The organism is Achromobacter sp. GbtcB20 (genome assembly GCF_019091095.1).
GTDB lineage: Bacteria > Pseudomonadota > Gammaproteobacteria > Burkholderiales > Burkholderiaceae_B > Achromobacter > Achromobacter mucicolens.
The window spans coordinates 35,411-52,091 of the sequence record NZ_JAGXJZ010000011.1; the positions used below are offsets into that span (position 1 = coordinate 35,411).

Genomic DNA, 16,681 nt, shown 5'->3' on the forward strand with positions numbered 1-16,681 from the left:
GGACACAACCATGCCAAAACGGGCACTGATTACCGGCGTAACTGGCCAAGACGGGGCCTATCTGGCGGAGCTTCTGCTGGCCAAGGGCTATGAGGTCCACGGCATCAAGCGGCGCGCTTCGCTGTTCAATACCGCGCGGATCGACCACCTGTACCAAGATCCGCACGACCAGCCCCGTAATTTCGTGCTGCATCACGGCGACATGACGGATTCGTGCAGCCTCATCCGCATCGTCCAGTCGGTGCAGCCCGACGAGATCTACAACCTGGCCGCGCAAAGCCACGTGGGCGTCTCGTTCGAGGAACCGGAATACACGGCCAACGCCGACGGCCTGGGCACCCTGCGCCTCTTGGAAGCGATCCGCATCCTGAAGCTGGAAAACAAGACGCGCTTCTACCAGGCGTCCACGTCCGAGCTTTACGGCCTGGTGCAGGAAACGCCGCAGAAGGAAACCACCCCCTTCTATCCGCGCAGCCCCTACGCCGCCGCCAAGCTGTACGCCTACTGGATCAGCGTCAACTACCGCGAAGCCTATGGCATGTACGCCTGCAACGGCATCCTGTTCAACCACGAATCGCCCAAGCGCGGCGAAACGTTCGTGACGCGCAAGATCACCCGCGGCCTCGCGCGCATCGTGCTGGGGCTGCAGGAATGCCTGTACCTGGGCAACCTGTCCGCGCTGCGCGACTGGGGCCACGCCCGCGACTACGTCGAGATGCAGTGGCTGATGCTGCAACAGGACACGCCCGAGGACTACGTCATCGCGACCGGCATGCAGTACAGCGTGCGCGAGTTCATCAACACCGCGGCGCGCGAGCTGGGCATTCTGCTGGCGTGGGAAGGCGAAGGCCTGGAAGAGACGGCGACCGTGCTGTTCTCGCCGGTGCACGACGTCAAGGCGGGCCAGGTGATCGTGCGCGTCGATCCGCGCTACTTCCGTCCGACCGAGGTCGAAACCCTGCTGGGCGATCCCACCAAGGCCCGCGAGAAGCTCGGCTGGACGCCCCGCACCTCGTTCGCGCAGCTCGTCAAGGAAATGGTCGAGAGCGACCTGAAGGAAGCGCGGCGCGATGCGCTGGTCGAACAGAACGGCTACGAAATCTACGCGTACAAGGAGTAGCCCGCCATGACGAACCTGGACCAACGCGTGTTCGTCGCCGGCCACCGCGGGATGGTGGGCGCGGCGATCACCCGCGAACTGCATCGGCGCGGCTACGAGAACGTGCTGACCCGCAGCCGCGCCGAACTGGACCTGGAAAACCAGAACCAGGTGCACCGCTTCTTTTCGACCACGCCGGTCGATGTGGTGTACCTGGCCGCCGCCAAGGTGGGCGGCATCCTGGCCAACCAGACGCATCCGGTGGACTTTCTGTACAAGAACCTGATGATCCAGTGCAACGTGATCCGCGCCGCGTATGCGGCCGGGGTACGCAAGCTGCTGTTCCTGGGTTCGTCATGCATCTATCCGCGCGAGGCGCCCCAGCCCATCCGCGAGGACGCGCTGCTGACCGGTCCGCTGGAATCCACCAACGAGCCCTACGCCATCGCCAAGATCGCCGGCCTGAAGCTGTGCGAGGCCTACCAGCGCGAGTTCGGCGCGCGCTTCATCTGCGCCATGCCGACCAACCTGTACGGCCCGCACGACAACTACGACCTGCACAGCAGCCACGTGCTGCCTGCCCTGATCCGCAAATTCCACGAGGGCCGCGAGGCCGGCGCGGAAAGCGTGACGATCTGGGGCACCGGGGCGCCGCTGCGCGAGTTTCTGTATGTGGACGACCTGGCGCAGGCCAGCGTCATGCTGATGGAGCATCCGGACGCCGAGGGCATCTACAACATCGGCGCCGGCCAAGACATCTCCATTGCGGACCTGGCGCGGCTGGTGGCGCGCGTGATCGGCTACGAGGGCAAGATCGTCTACGACACCTCCAAGCCCGACGGCACGCCGCGCAAGCTGATGGACTCGTCGCGCGTGCAGGCGCTGGGCTGGCGGCCGGAAATCTCCCTGACGCACGGCATCACGCTGGCCTATGGCCATTTCCTGCGCGAGCGCACGCAACAGGCGCTGCCGGTCGCCTGACGGCCGCGCCAGCATGACAGACAGGGTTACCGATGCTTGGATTCGTGAAGAAACACATCGCCGGCAATGCTTCCTTCTGGGGGCTGGTGGAATACGGCATCGGTCCCGTCGCGGCGCTGGTGGCGCTGCCGATCCTCTTTCGCCAGCTCGGCACGGTCGGCTTCGGCCAATATTCCATGATCATCGCGCTGGCCGGGTTCGGCAACGCGGCGAACCTGGGCGCGGCGGTGACCGCGACCAAGCTGGTCTCCGAGAGCATGCACGAGCCCGGCGGCGCCTATCGCGCGGCCGGCGTCAGCATGTCGCTGATCGGCTGTGCGCTGGCCGTCGTCACCTTGGCCGCCGTGCTGCTGTGGGGCGTCGTGGGGCTGGGCTGGCCGGACGCCACGTTTGGCGGCGTGGCCGTCACGATGCTGGCCATGCCCGCCCTGGCCATCTACCTCACGCAGCAGTATGACCAGCTCTTTTCCGGCTGCCTGAAGGGACGCGAGGACTTTCGCGCCACCGCGCTGTGCGAGGTCTTCAGCCGCACCGGCACGATGGCGCTGGCGTGCGCGGCCGCCTGGTACACCGCCTCGCCCACCTGGACCGGCTTGGCGCAGGCGCTGGGCCTGCTCATCGCGGGCAGCGTCAAGATGCGCGTGTTCTCGCGCGCCTATGACCGATTCATCGTGCGGCCCGTGCGCGACCGCGGCGCCATGATGGCCGCCTTCCGCTTCTCGCGCTGGTCGTGGCTGAACAGCCTGAGCGCGCTGGCTTTCGGCTCGGTCGACCGGGTGCTGGTCGGCAGCCTGATGGGACCAGCGGCGCTGGCGATCTACACCGTCGGCGTGCAGGTCGGCCAGATCATCCATACGGCGTCCGTCGCCATCTTCCAGAAGGCGATGCCGCGCGTGACACGCCTGTCCGTCTCGCCGCCCTACCCCGGCGCCGCGGAACGCGAAATCCGCCGCATGATGCTGTGGAACCTGGCGCTGTCCGCCAGCGCCACGCTGGCCGTGCTGGCGGTCAGCAAGCCGCTTCTGAACGTGCTGCTGGGCGAGAACGTCGCCAGCGGCCATCTGGGCACCTTCCAGTTGCTGATCGTGGCGTCGGGCCTGTTGTCCCTGAACGCCGCGGCGCACTTCTCCCTCCTGGGGCTCGGCAATTCCCGCGCTGTCGCAATCCTGAACGGACTGGGCGGCCTGGCGATGCTGTGCGTCATGGCGGGACTGGTTCACGTGGCGGGGGAACACGCCGCAGCCTGGGGCCGCATGGCCTATGCGGCGATCACGCTGGCCGGCGTGGCCCTCGCCATCCGTCAATCCCGCCCCGACTTTCCGGGCGCCATGCCTGCGGCCACCCGATAACCAACATGCTGAGGTCCTACATGCGCAAGCGCCATAACGAGTATTCACGCCAGCTCATCGACTTCGTCCGCGAGCTTCGTCCGCCGGCGCCCATCGCCAGCGGGCTGCTGCCCAAGGTGACGATCGTGACGCCCTCGTTCAACCAGGCCAAGTTCCTGGAGCGCACCATCCTGTCCGTGCTGAACCAGGGGTATCCGCGGCTGGAATACATCATCATCGACGGCGGCTCCACCGACGGCAGCGTGGACATCATCAAGAAATACGAGCGCTACCTGTCTTATTGGGAAAGCACCCCGGACCGGGGCCAGTCGCACGCGATCAACAAGGGGTTCGAACGCGCCACGGGCGACTACGTCGGCTGGCAGAACTCGGACGACCTGTACTTCCCGGGCGCGCTGCGCAAACTGGGGGCCGCCGCGGCCAAGGGCCGCGCGCCGATCGTCAGCGGCAACCTCTTCGTGGCGGATGCCGACAACCGCATCTTCCGCAAGATCCACTACACGCCCGTCAACCGAGGCACGCTGACGGTGGTAAAGGCCTCCATCCCGAACCAGTCCGCCATCTTCCGGCGCGACCTGCTGCGCAAGTACGGCCTGCTGCAGGAAAGCATGCGGTACTGCATGGACCTCGAACTGTGGAGCCGGCTGCTGCGCGAGGGCAAGAACCTGATCGTTCCCGACGCGCTGGGCGTGTACACCGCCCACGACGAGACCAAGACCGCCCTAATGCAGGACGTGCTGCTTGAAGAGCGCGAACAGATCGTCAGCCGCATCCGCCGGACCGAGCCGGGGTTGGGAAAGCTGTTCGAGCTGTCCTGCCGCGCCTCGAAGGTGGCCGCGCATGCCCGGCAGGGCGACCTGACCTACCTGCTGGAAAAGCTGACCACCAAGATCTTCGGCCGGGACGACTGGGCCGCGCACTAGGCGGCCCTCACTGATACGGAACCGCAATGACCACGCGCCGCCTTTCCACCCTGCATCTCCTGGGCCTGTTCGTCTTCACCGCGCTGGCGCTGAACGACGACAAGTTCATCGTGGGGGTGGGCAGCTTCAAGCTGTCGCCCTTCGATCTGCTGTTCGTGGCCATGCTGGGGGTCAAGGCGCTGCGCCTGGCCGACCCGCGCGCCTACGCGCTGCCACGCGGCGCGCTGGGCGTGTTGCTCGGCATCCAGGCCATCTCGGTGATCTACCTGCTGCTGGTCTCGGCCCACCATCCCGGGATCGAGACCGGCGACGTGGCGCGCGATCTGCGCATCGTCTTCTATTTTCTGTGCACGCCGTTCCTTTGCTACAAGGACATCGACAGTCCCCACGCCTATGCCATCCTGCAGAAATACATCGTGGCGGCCAGCCTGGCGGTCGCCACGCTGATGCTGCTGGAACAGGCGACCGGCTTCAGCGTCGCCAATCCGCTGCGCAACGTGCGCCTGGGCGTCTGGGCGATTCCGATGGGCGTGGTGTCGTTGCTGTACTTCAGGCGCACGCTGAACGTGTCGGGCCCCAAAGCCTATGCGCTGACGCTGTACATGGTGATGGCGCTGGTGTTCTCGCTGAACCGCAGCCAATACCTGCAGCTTGCCATTTCCGTGGTCATCGCCGTGCTGCTGGCAGGCAATGCCGACATCCGCCGCCGCGCCGTCATGATCTTCGCGCCGGCCGCCGTGGCCGGCGTGCTGATCTTTGCCAGCATCGGGTACCTGGACGTGCTGACCCAGCGCATCTTCAGCGTCGAGCGCCTGGACGAAGACTCCAGCTACGGCGCGCGGGTGCAGGAAATGGAAGGCCAGATGCAGTTCTTTGCCGAAAGCCCCGTCTTTGGCAAGGGTGCGGGCTTTCGCAGCTGGGTGATGGGCGAGAACGGCTTTGAACTCAGCACGTTCGCGCACAACTCCTGGGCGTTCTACCTGATGAAATTCGGGGTGGTCGGCACGATCATGATCATGCTGCCGCCGCTGCTCATCCTGCTGTTCTCGCTTTTTCGGCGCTACGCCCATCCCGGGCTGGAGATGCACCGGCGATACCTGCTCGCCACCGCGCCCATCTACATCTTCATCGACTCGATGTCCGGCGGCCTGGCCTATGCGCCCAAGACCGCGTTTACCGGCTTTCTGCTGTGTTACTGCCTTTCGCTGATGCGAAATGCCCAGATCATGCCCGTGCCTCGCCAAGAATCTCCCGCTCCCAGCCCCCGCCCGGATATCGTGCGCCGGGCGCCACCCACGCGAGTAATACCCCATGTCTGATGTCTTGTTTGTCGCACCGGACTTGCATGGCGGCGTCGGAAGATGCGTCGCCTTCATTGTGGATGCGTTGCCGGAACAGGGGGTGGACTCCGCCCTGTTCCTGCTGCGCTCGCGCAACCGCGAGTATCCCATCGCCAATCCCAAGGTCACCCGCGCATTTCCGATCATCGAGTCTCCCACCAAGCTGCGGCTGGCGCTGCCCGTGGCGTTCTTCAAGCTGCTGCAGCACATACGCCGCGAAAAGCCCGCCATCGTCTGCTCGCACGGCCTTTTGTGCAACATGCTGGTCGTGCTGGCCAGAAAGATCCTGCGCGGTAACTTCCGCACGGTGGCCTTCGAACACAGCAGCCCGGCCATCCACTACGGCGCCTCCAAGATGCGCCGCCTGAAGTGCTGGCTGGTCAGCCAGACCTATCGGCGGCACGATGCGGTGGTCGGCGTGTCGCGCGGCGTGAAGGAAGACCTGGTCAGCATGTTTCCGCCGCTGCGCGGCAAGGTGCACACCATCTACAACGGCGTGCCGCTGGACAACGTGCGGCGCCAGGGCGCCCAGCCGAAGACGGCCGATGGCGGCGACTCGCCCTATCACGTGGTGGCCGTGGGCCGGCTCGAAGCCGTCAAGGACTACGCCACGCTGATCGACGCGGCCGCGCTGCTCGACGACCCGCGCATTGCGTTCACGATCCTGGGCGAAGGCTCCGAGCACGCCGCCCTGCAAAAGCGCATCGACGACCGGCCGTCCCGCACGCAGGTCACGCTGGCCGGCCACATCGACAATCCGTTTCCGGTCATTGCCGGCGCCGGCGCCTTCGCGCTCACCTCCGTGCGCGAGAGCTTCGGCAACGTGCTGGTCGAGGCCCTGTGCCTGGGCGTGCCCGTCATCTCCACCGACTGCCCGCACGGCCCCGCCGAGATCCTGGATGCCGGCCGCTACGGGCTGCTGGTGCCGGTAGGCGACGCCGAGGCGCTGGCCGAGGCGGTGCGTCGACTGGCCTACGACGGCGAGATGCGCGAGAAGCTTGCGGCCCAGGGCCCCGAGCGCGCGGACGCCTTTTCCCTCGAGCGGCACTGCCGCAACGTCATCGATCTCTTCCGCCCGCTCATGCAGCGCGGAACGCCCTGAACAGGACAGCATCATGCAGAAGATACCGGTATCCGTCGTGGTGATGACCAAGAACGAGGAACGCAACATCGCGAAGTGCCTGAAGGCGCTGGTGGAGTTCGACGAAGTCTTCGTCGTGGACTCCAACAGTACGGACGCGACCTGCTCGATCGCCACGGCGATGGGCGCGCGTGTTTCGAATTTCCAGTGGGACGGCAAGTATCCGAAGAAAAAGCAGTGGTGCCTGGAGCAGCTTCCCTTTACGCACCCCGTCGTGCTGTACGTGGACGCAGACGAAGAAATGACGCCGGGCCTGGCCGCCGAGATCCGCGAGGTCCTGCCGCGCTTTGCCGCGGGGGCTGGCGGCGCTTTCGTGCCCTTCGACTACGTGTTCTGCGGCAAGAAGCTGGAACATGGCCATCGCGTGTACAAGCTGGCGCTCCTGGCGCGCGACCGCTCGCGCTTTCTGGACTACGACGACCTGGACGTGGCCAACATGTGGGAGGTCGAGGGTCACTACCAGCCGCAGGTCCAGGGCGAGACCTTTGCGCTGCGCCAGCGCATGGTGCACAACGACCACGACTCGCTGTATCACTACTTCGACAAGCACAACCGCTATTCGGACTGGGAAGCGAACCTGCGCACCAAGGGCCTGATGAACGATCCGCGAGAGGCCAACGTCGGCGGCCGCGCGTTGCTCAAGCGCATCTTCCAGGCCATGCCATTCAAGGCGCCGATCTCGTTCCTGCACTCCTATGTCTTCAAACTGGGATTCCTGGATGGAAAGGCCGGCTACGACTATGCGGTCGCGCGCGCCATGTATTACTGGCAGATCCGCATCAAGACCGAAGAGATCCAGAAGGCGCGCCAGGCCAGCGAGGCCGCATCGCGGCGCGATGCCGTTGCGGGAGCGGCCAAATGAGCACCTTGCAACGCCTGGACCAGTTCGCGCTGGCGCCGGGTCAGCGCGGACGGTCGGCGCTGACCGTGCAGTTGTGGTGGATGGTGCAGGGCACCCTGTTCCGCTGGTCGCCGCAGGTAGCCTACGGCTTTCGCCGCTGGCTGCTGCGCCGCTTCGGCGCGCGCGTCGGGCACAAGGTGCTGATCCGGCCCACGGCCACGGTGACGTACCCCTGGAAAGTGGAAATCGGCGACTACGCCTGGATCGGCGACGACGCCGTGATCTACAGCCTGGGCCCCATCCACATCGGCGCGCACGCCGTGGTGTCGCAGCGCAGCTATCTGTGCGCAGCCGATCACGATGCCGGCCGGCCCGACTTTCCGCTGCGCGAACGCGCCGTGCGTGTCGAAGACGGCGCATGGGTGGCCACGGACGTATTCGTCGGTCCGGGCGTGACCATCGGACGTGAGGCCGTGATCGGCGCGCGCAGCTCGGTGTTTCGCAACATGCCCGCCGCGATGGTTTGCCACGGCAACCCGTGCCGCCCCATCCGGCCACGCACCGCCACGCCAACATGAAAATACTCATCTATGGCATCAACTACGCGCCCGAACTGACCGGCACTGGCAAATACACTGCCGAACTGGCCGAGTGGCTGGCGGCGCGCGGACACGAGGTCGGCGTGGTCACCGCCCCGCCCTACTACCCGCAATGGCGGGTCCACGACGGCTACCGCGGCACACGCTACACCAAGGAAACGCGCCGGGGCGTGACCGTGCGGCGCGCGCCCTTGTGGGTCCCCGAAAGACCGGGCGGCGCCAAGCGGCTGGTGCATCTGGCCAGCTTTGCGCTGTCCAGCCTGCCGTCGCTGCTGCGCGCGGCAATGCGGCGGCCGGACATCATCCTGGTCGTCGAACCCGCCCTCTTCTGCGCCCCGGCCGCCTGGCTGACCGCCCGCCTGACCGGCGCCCGCGCCTGGCTGCACATCCAGGACTTCGAAGTCGACGCGGCGTTCGAACTCGGGCTGCTCAAGGGCGGCGTCCTGCGCTCGATGGTCAAGCGCGCCGAACGCTGGCTGATGTGCAGGTTTGACCGCGTGTCCACGATTTCTAACCGCATGCTGGACCTGGCGCTTTCCAAAGGCATCGACCCCGCCCGCGCCGTGCTGCTGCCCAACTGGATCGACGTCAATGCCATCACGCCCTTGGCCGAAGGCGGCGACTATCGCGCGCAGCTCGGCATTCCGGACAACGCCATCGTCGCGCTGTATTCGGGCAACATGGGCGGCAAGCAGGGCCTGCAGATCCTCGCCGACGTGGCACGCCGCCTGAACCGCGAAGACCGCCTGTGGTTCCTGTTCTGCGGCCAGGGCCCCGAGCGCGCGGCGCTGGAGGAAAAGTGCCGCGGCCTGACGCGCGTCATCTTCCTGGACTTGCAACCGGCAGAACGCCTGGGCGCGCTTCTGGGTACGGCCGACATCCACCTGCTGCCGCAACGCGCCGGCGCGGCTGACCTGGTCATGCCGTCCAAACTGACCGGCATGCTGGCCACCGGCCGCCCCGTCGTCTGCGGCGCGGCGCGCGGCACCGAGCTCGCCAACGTGGTGTCGCGCTGCGGCCTGCTGACCCCGCCCGAAGACGCCGCAGCGATGGCCGAAGCCGTGCGCAAACTCAGCTACAACGCACAGATCCGCGAAACCCTGGGCGCCGCCGCACGTCAGTATGCGATGGCGCACCTGCATGTGGATGCGGTGCTGGGCGCGGCGGAGCGGGAGTTCATGGCAATTGCGAAAAACAAGGGCCGCGCGACGCCGGCGGGAACGCGAGCGAGTGAGGGGGATGTTTGAAGGGGGGGGTGTGAGGGAATTGGCGCAGGTGTTGGCGGGTGCGGGGCGGCATGGAGAGCGACTTGCCCCGCGCGTTTTGCTTAGCCCGTTGAAAAACCACAATGTCGATTGTTCTCTTCCGGAAATTGGATCTCCGGATACTGGAGAATGATCAGTTGCGGCAAGGCCCGGGATGGCAGGTATAGCAGCAGAATCGCGAGATCAACCCAGATCATTAGAGGCAAAAATCGTCGCCCTTTCCTTGTGGTGATGGACCACATGACCAAGCGCCCCCCGTAACGCATCAGCACATCGCTCGGCTTTTGAGGAAGATTGATGATTTTTGGTGCGGGCAAGCCTCCAACCTGCCCGGCCATGAAACGCTGAAGCCATGCCCAAATATGGCTTGCGAAAAATTCGTGATTCGCCATTATGGGTATCTTTACCAGTTTCGGCTCGGGCAGATTGCAGGTGTAGCCCACCAGGTAAAGATACGATTGCGCTCGCCCCGTCATCCACCTAATGCCCTGGAGCCGATCCCAATCAAGTTCCCATATCGCGTCCAAGCTTTCCTCGGGATACGGGAAGTAATAAACACGACGGCTACGGCGATCGAAACGTACTTTCGAACATCGGTATCGATAGCGCGGCCTCAAGACACAAGAAAGGAAAAACAACACAACTCCCAAGCCGGGCAGGCCGAGAGAAAAAATTAAAACGCCTACAGACCAGCCGCCAAAGCCCCCCATCACCGCAAACAGCAACGAAAAAAGCCCTGAGAAAGTAAATGCCTGAAGGATCACCCCCTCATGGTCATTTTGCAAGGTATCGGAAACCACTTCGATGCAATTGTCATTGAATCGTGTTGCTTCGATGGCGGCGGTCTCATGCATATCGAGCCGCAATGGCAGCAAAGTACTTGCGAAACGAAACAGTCGCCACTTGTTCTGAATTTCACTAAACGATGGGCGCGGCTGCCGAAATTGTTTGGTGGTTCGCATTACTTTGATGCATTCTTTTTATTTACCCGTTGAAAAACCACAATGTCGACTGTTCTCTTCCGGAAATTCGATCTCCGGATACAGAAGAACAATCAGTTGCGGCAAGCTCCATGACGGCATGTACAACAGCAGAACCGCGAGATCAACCCAGATCATCAAAGGCAACCATCGCCGCCCCTGCTTTGTAGTCAGGGACCATTTGATCCAGCGGCCCCCATAACGCATCAGCACATCACTCGGCCTTTCAGGAAGCGTGATGATCTTTGGTGGAGGTAGGGCTTCAACGTTATCCATGAAACGATGAAGCCAAGCCCAGATATGGCTCGCCCAAATCTCACCGTTATACATTACGGGTATCTTCACCAACTGAGGCTCCGGCAAGTTGCAGGTATAACCAACAAGGTAGAGATACGGTTGCGATCTACCTGTTGTCCAATCAATGCCCTGCAACTGGTCCCAATCCAGTTCCCATATTGCGTCCAAGCTTTCCTCTGGATAAGGGACGTAGTACACGCGCCGGGAACGGCGGTCAAAACGTACTTTCGAAGATCGGTATTTATATCGCAGCAGCAACACGCGCGGAAGGCAAAACCCCAAAAGCCCTAGGATCGGCAGACCTAGAATAGGCACCCAAATCAGTCCAAACCCATCGTCGACGCCCGCGATTAATGCAATATAAAAAACAACTAGCCCGAATAAAGTGAGCAGTCGAAGACCCACTCCCTCAAGTTCCCCTTGTAGCGTATCGGAAACCACTTCGATGCAATTTTCATTTAAACGCGTTGCTTCGATAGCTGGTACTTCGTGAGCGGCAGGATCCAAAGGCAATAACGTACTTGCGAAGCGAAATAGCCGCCACTTTTCCTGGATCTTTCTAAACGACGGGCGCGGCTGTCGGGCGTGCTTGGTGGCTTGCATTACTCAGGCTTCTGGGCGAGGGATGGGAAACACTTGAAATGGCGTGGGCCGGGTTTTTGCAGGCGTTGGCGGTCGCGGGACAGCATGCGATTCGTCGCCCTTACCTGCCATTCATATTCAATCCGTAGAAAAACCACAATGTCGATCGTTCTCTTTCGGGAATCGGATCTCCGGATACAGAAGAACGATCAGTTGCGGCAATGCCAGGACGGGCATGAACATCAGCAGAACCACCAAATCCACCCAGATCATCAAAGGCAACCATAGCCGTCCCTTCTTTGTGGTGAGGGACCATGTGATCCAACGACCACCGTAGCGCATCAGCACATCACGCGAATTTTGAGGGAACGCGATAATTTTGGGTGCGGGCAAGGCTTCGACCTTGTCCATAAAACCGTGAAGCCAAGCCCATATGTGGCTTGCGAAAATTTTCTCATTAAACATTATGGGTATCTTGACCAATTGAGACTCAGGCAGGTTGCACGTATAGCCCACAAGGTAAAGATACGCTTGCGCTTGACCTGTGGACCAGCTGATGCCCTGAAGCCGATCCCACTCGAGTTCCCATATTGCATCCGAGCTTTCCTCAGGATATGGAACGTAGTAGACGCGACGGCTACGGCGGTCAAAACGTACTTTCGAACAACGGTATCGATAACGTGGCGCCAAAAGGCATGGCAAAAAGAACCATATAAGCCCCATGCAAGGTAGACCGAGTGAAAGTATGAGCACACCTGCAGACCAGCCACCGAATACACCGATCACTGCCAAAAAAAATGAAAGCAGTCCAAAGAAGGTGAAAGGTCGAAGTAAAAATCCCGCGCCTTCAGTCTGCAACGTATTGGAAACGACCTCGACGCAATGGTCGTTCAACCGTGTTGCTACGATGGCAGCGGGTTCCTGCGTATCGGGCAGCGCTGGCAACAACGTGCTCGCGAAGCGAAACAGCCGCCACTTGCTCTGGATCTCATCGAACGATGGGCGGGACTGCCCCATTTTTTTAGCAGTCCGCATTATTTGGGCTCCTGGACTGGAGCGACCAATTTTTCGTCAATGGGATCTGTGAGCCACGTACCGCGCGTGAAGATGAGCGGCTCCTGCTGTGGGAACAACGCGAGACTGGGCTGGTTCAAAATGTCTGGCCGATAACAGTAGTCCAGCATGACCTCCGTATCTTCACGCATCGTTATCTGCCAACTCAACTGGCGAGTACCCTCTCGAATGAAGTCCTTACCACTGACTATGCATTCCGCGTCAAAAGGGAATTGGTACCCCGGTGCCACAGCGAGTGGGCCCCGCACCATATTTAGGATTTGGCCATTCCGCATCGCTTTGAGCGTGTATTGGAAAACATCGGCGTGTTGTGTAGGCGGCGATTCTTCGCCTAAAGAGGGGTAGCCAGGGAGGACTATAGACAGCGAAAGAGTTCCTATGCCTTCCTTGCCGACAACGCGCTGTAGAGCAACGCTGTCTTGCCAGAGTCCGTAAATAGGAATGCTGCGGATTGCAATATCGCGCACCGACATCGAGGGAGTTTCCCAATTTGCTACCGCGCGGACGCCGTAAACCGCACCGTGAAATGCGGTAAGTTCCTCGTCTAGAGATTTATAACGATATGCTCGCCCGCCCCGACTCCAATAGCTGTGTGCCAACCAGACTTCGTCAGGCTGAAATTTGGCGAGAGCGGCCTGGATGCTGAAGTAAATCACTCCTACAGTGGCAATGAAGGCCAGCACCAGCCAGCCGACTGGGCCGACCACGCCAAGGAAGACGCCTGCGGCACCCAAGAACAACCCTGCAGCCGCCAACGCTCCAAACCCAGCGGACGCGAGATATAGTCGGCCAGCCTCGGAGTTTTGTTGAGTTGTGAGCGCGTGTGAGGCACGAACCCCGTCCGCGATGGCTCCTAATGCAGCAGTCAAGGCGCCAGCTTTCGCAGCTAATGTTCGAGCAGGCAGAACGGCCTTTCGAGCTGCGGCAAGTGATTCGCCTTTGGCCAACGCATGTAGTTGGAGCACGTCGGCCTTGACGAAAGAGCCCGAGCTAATTACGGCTGATACTGCCGCCAACGCGCTAGCCCCGTTGGCGAACCCAGAAACTGATCGATCAATCTTCCCGTTCGCGAGATCTTTGATCGACGACCGAAGTGCCATGATGGCGGAAATGGCGGCCAGGCCTGTGAACCCATATTCCCCCCGCACGATTCCAGTCTGCGCGGCGCCGTAGGCTTTACTTTGACGAACCTGATCCAGCATCCGCTTGAACACATTTCCTTCAAGTTGGAACGGCTGCGGATTGTGCACAGACGGTTGGGCAGATGAAATACGGGTTGCTTGATCACCGATGCGCACGGTTTCGTAAAGGAGCACCGTCGCTGGCTGATTGCGCAATGGCTGCTTGACGGTAATACCCCACTTCCTTAGTTGTTCGGTGTTCATGCTTCGTTCACCGTGGAACTGGGAGTATTGGAAATTCGCCTCGGCGCTAGACACGCGGTACGTGACAATGGTGTTGCCAACGCGGACTTCTGCGTACAGGCGTAATCGCCGGACGATGCTGCTGGCTGTGGCCTCGGGCAAACGCGTATCACCAAGCTCAGAAAGCATCTGGCTTACAAGTACATCTGAGGACTGGGTCGCTGGATAGGAGACGTTCAGTTGAAAGATGGGCGCAAAGGCCGCAATCCCAACATCCAGCACGTTCTTCAGCGGCGCAGGGTTGGCGAAATCGGCGTGCAACTCAGGGATGCCGTGCGCTAGCGCCAACCAGACAGGACTTCTTTCTGGTGGGGCCAGCAACAAACTCCGGTACGTCGATCGACCACTTTCGCTGTGAGTCAGGTTACCCACGCAGTGTGCAACAACGCGCTCGTAGTCCTGTGCATTCTTTTTTGCACCCAAGTCAAAACAGGACAGCGCCTTGCCAAACCATCCATCCTGCCAATCCTTGGCGATGGCGCTGCCGCCAGTCCTGATCCAGCCTTCAAGGTCCTTCACCAGTGTGTCAATGTCGGCCTGTTTCCGCCTGACTGTCTGTTCATACGAGCGCATGTATGGAACAGCATTGCCATGGAAGCGGTCCGCGTCATCGTTCGCGTCAAAGCGAACCAGATCTCGCCTTTTGGCATAGGCTTCTGGAGTCGCACGCTTTTGAACGCTCTGCAAGTACTGCTTTATGACGGTGGCGCTTGTGTAAGCGTGATTGTTATCGATTTCATAAGCTTGCCGATCTGCCGCCGCAACTGCGACAAGATGCGCCAGTTCACTCATGACGCCGATCGGGTCGTGCAGCACGACCGCCAGAGGAACGATATCCTTGATCGGAACAAGCTCGACGTAAGCGCCCGGGATGACGGTTTCGTAGGTGGGGAACGACTCCGGCGCTGATATCTCGCTCCACGTGTAGTACCCCGACCTGCCACTCAAGTCGGGTCGTCGCAGTTCCGGCGTCGCGTAGGCTAGCAACGCGATGTTGAACACATGGGGTTGCTCAACACCACCAGCGGGCCTGACCCTTGTCGCCAACCTGGAGCGGATGCCGCCCGTATCGTTCTCGATGCTCCAGAGCCTGGCATGGGTCAGCATCGTTTCGCTGGTCAGCAGGTAGACGACGTCTGCTTCTTGGGTCGCTGGGGCAGATAGATAAGGTTTGGCGCTGACCGTTTCGGGGCGAGCGAGCCGCCCGGGGATGGCATCGTCTTCGTCTGCAGAAGTCCACCAGATGCGCGCAAATCGCATGTCGTCGGTGACTTGATAGTGCTGCGTCCACATCCGGCCGTTCTGGAAGTAGCAGAGGTAAACGTAGGTGCCTGGACGCAGCACGCGCAAACCGTACGCCTTGCCAGCCGCCAGCGTGGGATAGCCCTCAGCGCTGAGCGTGGGAAACACGCCTTCATTCCAGGTGCGCTCAGCAACGCCGTAGCGCAAAGGGTAGATGGGCACACACCGCTGACACGATGGCGGTGAGATGGCCTTGCCCAGTTGTTTTTCATTAGGGCGGTCGGGACTCAGCGCTTTCTTGAGGGGCGTTGTCATAGCGGGGGCCTCATGGCCCACAGGCAACACGAAGGCCTTGGACAGACCTTCCCGCAAGGTGTACACGACGACGTCGAAGGACTTGTCGTCGATGGCAAATGCGAAGCGAAATCGGACTGGATAGGAATGTCGGGCTCCCGGAAACCACAGGCTTTCCACACCACCAATGCGTGCCCAGCCTGCGCGCGCCCATTACGGCACGCCTGCCCAGGCTTGGGTATCAGACAAGTACGATTTTGAAATTCGTCAGCTTCTATTGCGACAACTGTCAGGCGCGCAAAAAAGCCAGGGCCTGTGCGGGCGGCAGCGCCACCCGCACAGGCCCTGACTCACTTCCTCGTTTCAGCTCGCGTCGCCTTTGGCCGGCGCAGGCTGCCCATTCGAGCTGCGCACCAGTCCCATCTGCACCGCGATGTACGCGGCCTCGGCCTGGTTGCGTGCGTTCAGCTTCCAATAGAGCGTGCGCGCGTGGCTCTTGACAGTGGCGACCGAGATGCCGACCTGCTGGCCGATCTCGCGCATGGTCTTGCCTTGCACGAGCAACTGCAGGATTTCCTCCTGCCGCTGCGTGAGTTCGCGCAGCTCTTGCACGGAAGCGTGCGCAGTGCTGGGCGGCCGGCCGGCGGGTTGCGGGTAGCATTCGCCGCCCGCAATCACCAGGCTGACTGCCGCGGCCAGCGCATCGGGGCTGGAAGCCTTGGGCAGATAGCCCGCGACCCCGGCGCGCGCACACGCGGCCATCACGCTCTGGTCCAGCGCTGAATACAGCACCAGCACCAGCCTGGGCATGAAAAAGGCCATGGCCTGCGATAGAAGGCCGATGTCCTCTTCCGCGGTGCCGCTGCAACCGATCACTAGCAACTCCACTGGCTTGTTGATCGAGCTGGACATATTAAGGAGGTGGGCTGGCGAGATGGCCAGGATATCGTCGGCGTTGCGCACACGTTCCAGCACATGCTGAATTGCGACACGAAGCAGAGCGTAGTCTTCGATCAGTACGGTTGTCATCCCGGGAAGAACCTTGTGACGCATGGCCCATTACGGTTCCCATGACGCTGGCGCGACGCCGCGCAATGCGCGGGTTCACGCGCGTCGCCAGGTTCAGGGGAATCCTGCCCGCAGCCTTGGGATTGCAGTGGCGACACTAAGTGATTCGCCCTATCAATCCATGCTTGCGGACACAACTCATGCTATCAGCGGCTACGTTCGCTGAATCTCGTTCAGGAGGA

The 16,681-nt window shown here is 61.8% G+C and carries 14 protein-coding genes; 9 read left to right on the forward strand and 5 right to left on the reverse strand.

All coding sequences use genetic code 11. The annotated features are described in order from the left end of the window. The first annotated feature begins 10 nt into the window (after positions 1–10). The 9 genes from gmd to KVT32_RS15695 are packed head-to-tail and all read left to right on the forward strand — an operon-like array spanning position 11 to position 9,520. Positions 11–1,120, forward strand: a complete 1,110-nt coding sequence (gene gmd, locus KVT32_RS15655) for a GDP-mannose 4,6-dehydratase (RefSeq protein ID WP_056323703.1) — start codon at positions 11–13, stop codon at positions 1,118–1,120. 6 nt (positions 1,121–1,126) lie between these two features. Beyond that, positions 1,127–2,080, forward strand: coding sequence for a GDP-L-fucose synthase (locus tag KVT32_RS15660; protein WP_056323700.1), 954 nt, complete (start codon positions 1,127–1,129; stop codon positions 2,078–2,080). Positions 2,081–2,124: 44 nt separating this feature from the next. Further along, positions 2,125–3,429: a lipopolysaccharide biosynthesis protein gene (locus KVT32_RS15665; protein WP_223576223.1), complete on the forward strand. Its 1,305-nt coding sequence runs from the start codon at positions 2,125–2,127 to the stop codon at positions 3,427–3,429. A gap of 5 nt (positions 3,430–3,434) precedes the next feature. Then, positions 3,435–4,352 carry a glycosyltransferase family 2 protein gene (locus KVT32_RS15670; RefSeq protein WP_226846353.1) on the forward strand — a complete coding sequence of 306 codons (918 nt, stop codon included), beginning with the start codon at positions 3,435–3,437 and terminating at the stop codon, positions 4,350–4,352. Between the two features lie 26 nt (positions 4,353–4,378). After that, positions 4,379–5,671, forward strand: coding sequence for an O-antigen ligase (locus KVT32_RS15675; RefSeq protein WP_152384964.1), 1,293 nt, complete (start codon positions 4,379–4,381; stop codon positions 5,669–5,671). Beyond that, positions 5,664–6,794 carry a glycosyltransferase gene (locus KVT32_RS15680; RefSeq protein ID WP_142054415.1) on the forward strand — a complete coding sequence of 377 codons (1,131 nt, stop codon included), beginning with the start codon at positions 5,664–5,666 and terminating at the stop codon, positions 6,792–6,794. The genes KVT32_RS15675 and KVT32_RS15680 overlap by 8 nt, the downstream gene beginning before the upstream one ends. 13 nt (positions 6,795–6,807) lie before the next feature. Then, entirely contained in the window at positions 6,808–7,695 is an 888-nt protein-coding gene (locus KVT32_RS15685; protein WP_152384965.1) for a glycosyltransferase family 2 protein, read from the forward strand. Beyond that, positions 7,692–8,252 (forward strand): putative colanic acid biosynthesis acetyltransferase, encoded by a 561-nt coding sequence (locus KVT32_RS15690; RefSeq protein WP_056323682.1) that lies wholly within the window; start codon positions 7,692–7,694, stop codon positions 8,250–8,252. The genes KVT32_RS15685 and KVT32_RS15690 overlap by 4 nt, the downstream gene beginning before the upstream one ends. Then, positions 8,249–9,520, forward strand: coding sequence for a glycosyltransferase WbuB (locus KVT32_RS15695; RefSeq protein ID WP_217618481.1), 1,272 nt, complete (start codon positions 8,249–8,251; stop codon positions 9,518–9,520). Before KVT32_RS15690 ends, KVT32_RS15695 begins: the two co-directional genes overlap by 4 nt. A gap of 80 nt (positions 9,521–9,600) precedes the next feature. On the opposite strand, the gene KVT32_RS15700 is transcribed toward KVT32_RS15695, so the two are convergent. The 5 genes from KVT32_RS15700 to KVT32_RS15720 all read right to left on the reverse strand — a co-directional run bounded on the left by KVT32_RS15700 (position 9,601) and on the right by KVT32_RS15720 (position 16,460). Next, a complete protein-coding gene (locus KVT32_RS15700; RefSeq protein WP_217618482.1) occupies positions 9,601–10,500 on the reverse strand; it encodes a hypothetical protein in 900 nt (299 codons plus the stop codon). An 18-nt stretch (positions 10,501–10,518) separates the two neighbouring features. Then, a complete protein-coding gene (locus KVT32_RS15705; protein WP_152384968.1) occupies positions 10,519–11,418 on the reverse strand; it encodes a hypothetical protein in 900 nt (299 codons plus the stop codon). A 117-nt stretch (positions 11,419–11,535) separates the two neighbouring features. After that, on the reverse strand, positions 11,536–12,432 hold the full coding sequence (locus tag KVT32_RS15710; RefSeq protein ID WP_152384969.1) for a hypothetical protein: 897 nt from the start codon (positions 12,430–12,432) through the stop codon (positions 11,536–11,538). Continuing rightward, positions 12,432–15,611 (reverse strand): toxin VasX, encoded by a 3,180-nt coding sequence (locus KVT32_RS15715; protein ID WP_217618483.1) that lies wholly within the window; start codon positions 15,609–15,611, stop codon positions 12,432–12,434. The genes KVT32_RS15710 and KVT32_RS15715 overlap by 1 nt, the downstream gene beginning before the upstream one ends. Positions 15,612–15,794: 183 nt before the next feature. Further along, the gene (locus tag KVT32_RS15720) at positions 15,795–16,460 is read right to left on the reverse strand and encodes a response regulator transcription factor (protein WP_056323669.1); all 666 of its coding nucleotides are present in this window, start codon (positions 16,458–16,460) and stop codon (positions 15,795–15,797) included. Positions 16,461–16,681: the final 221 nt, after the last annotated feature.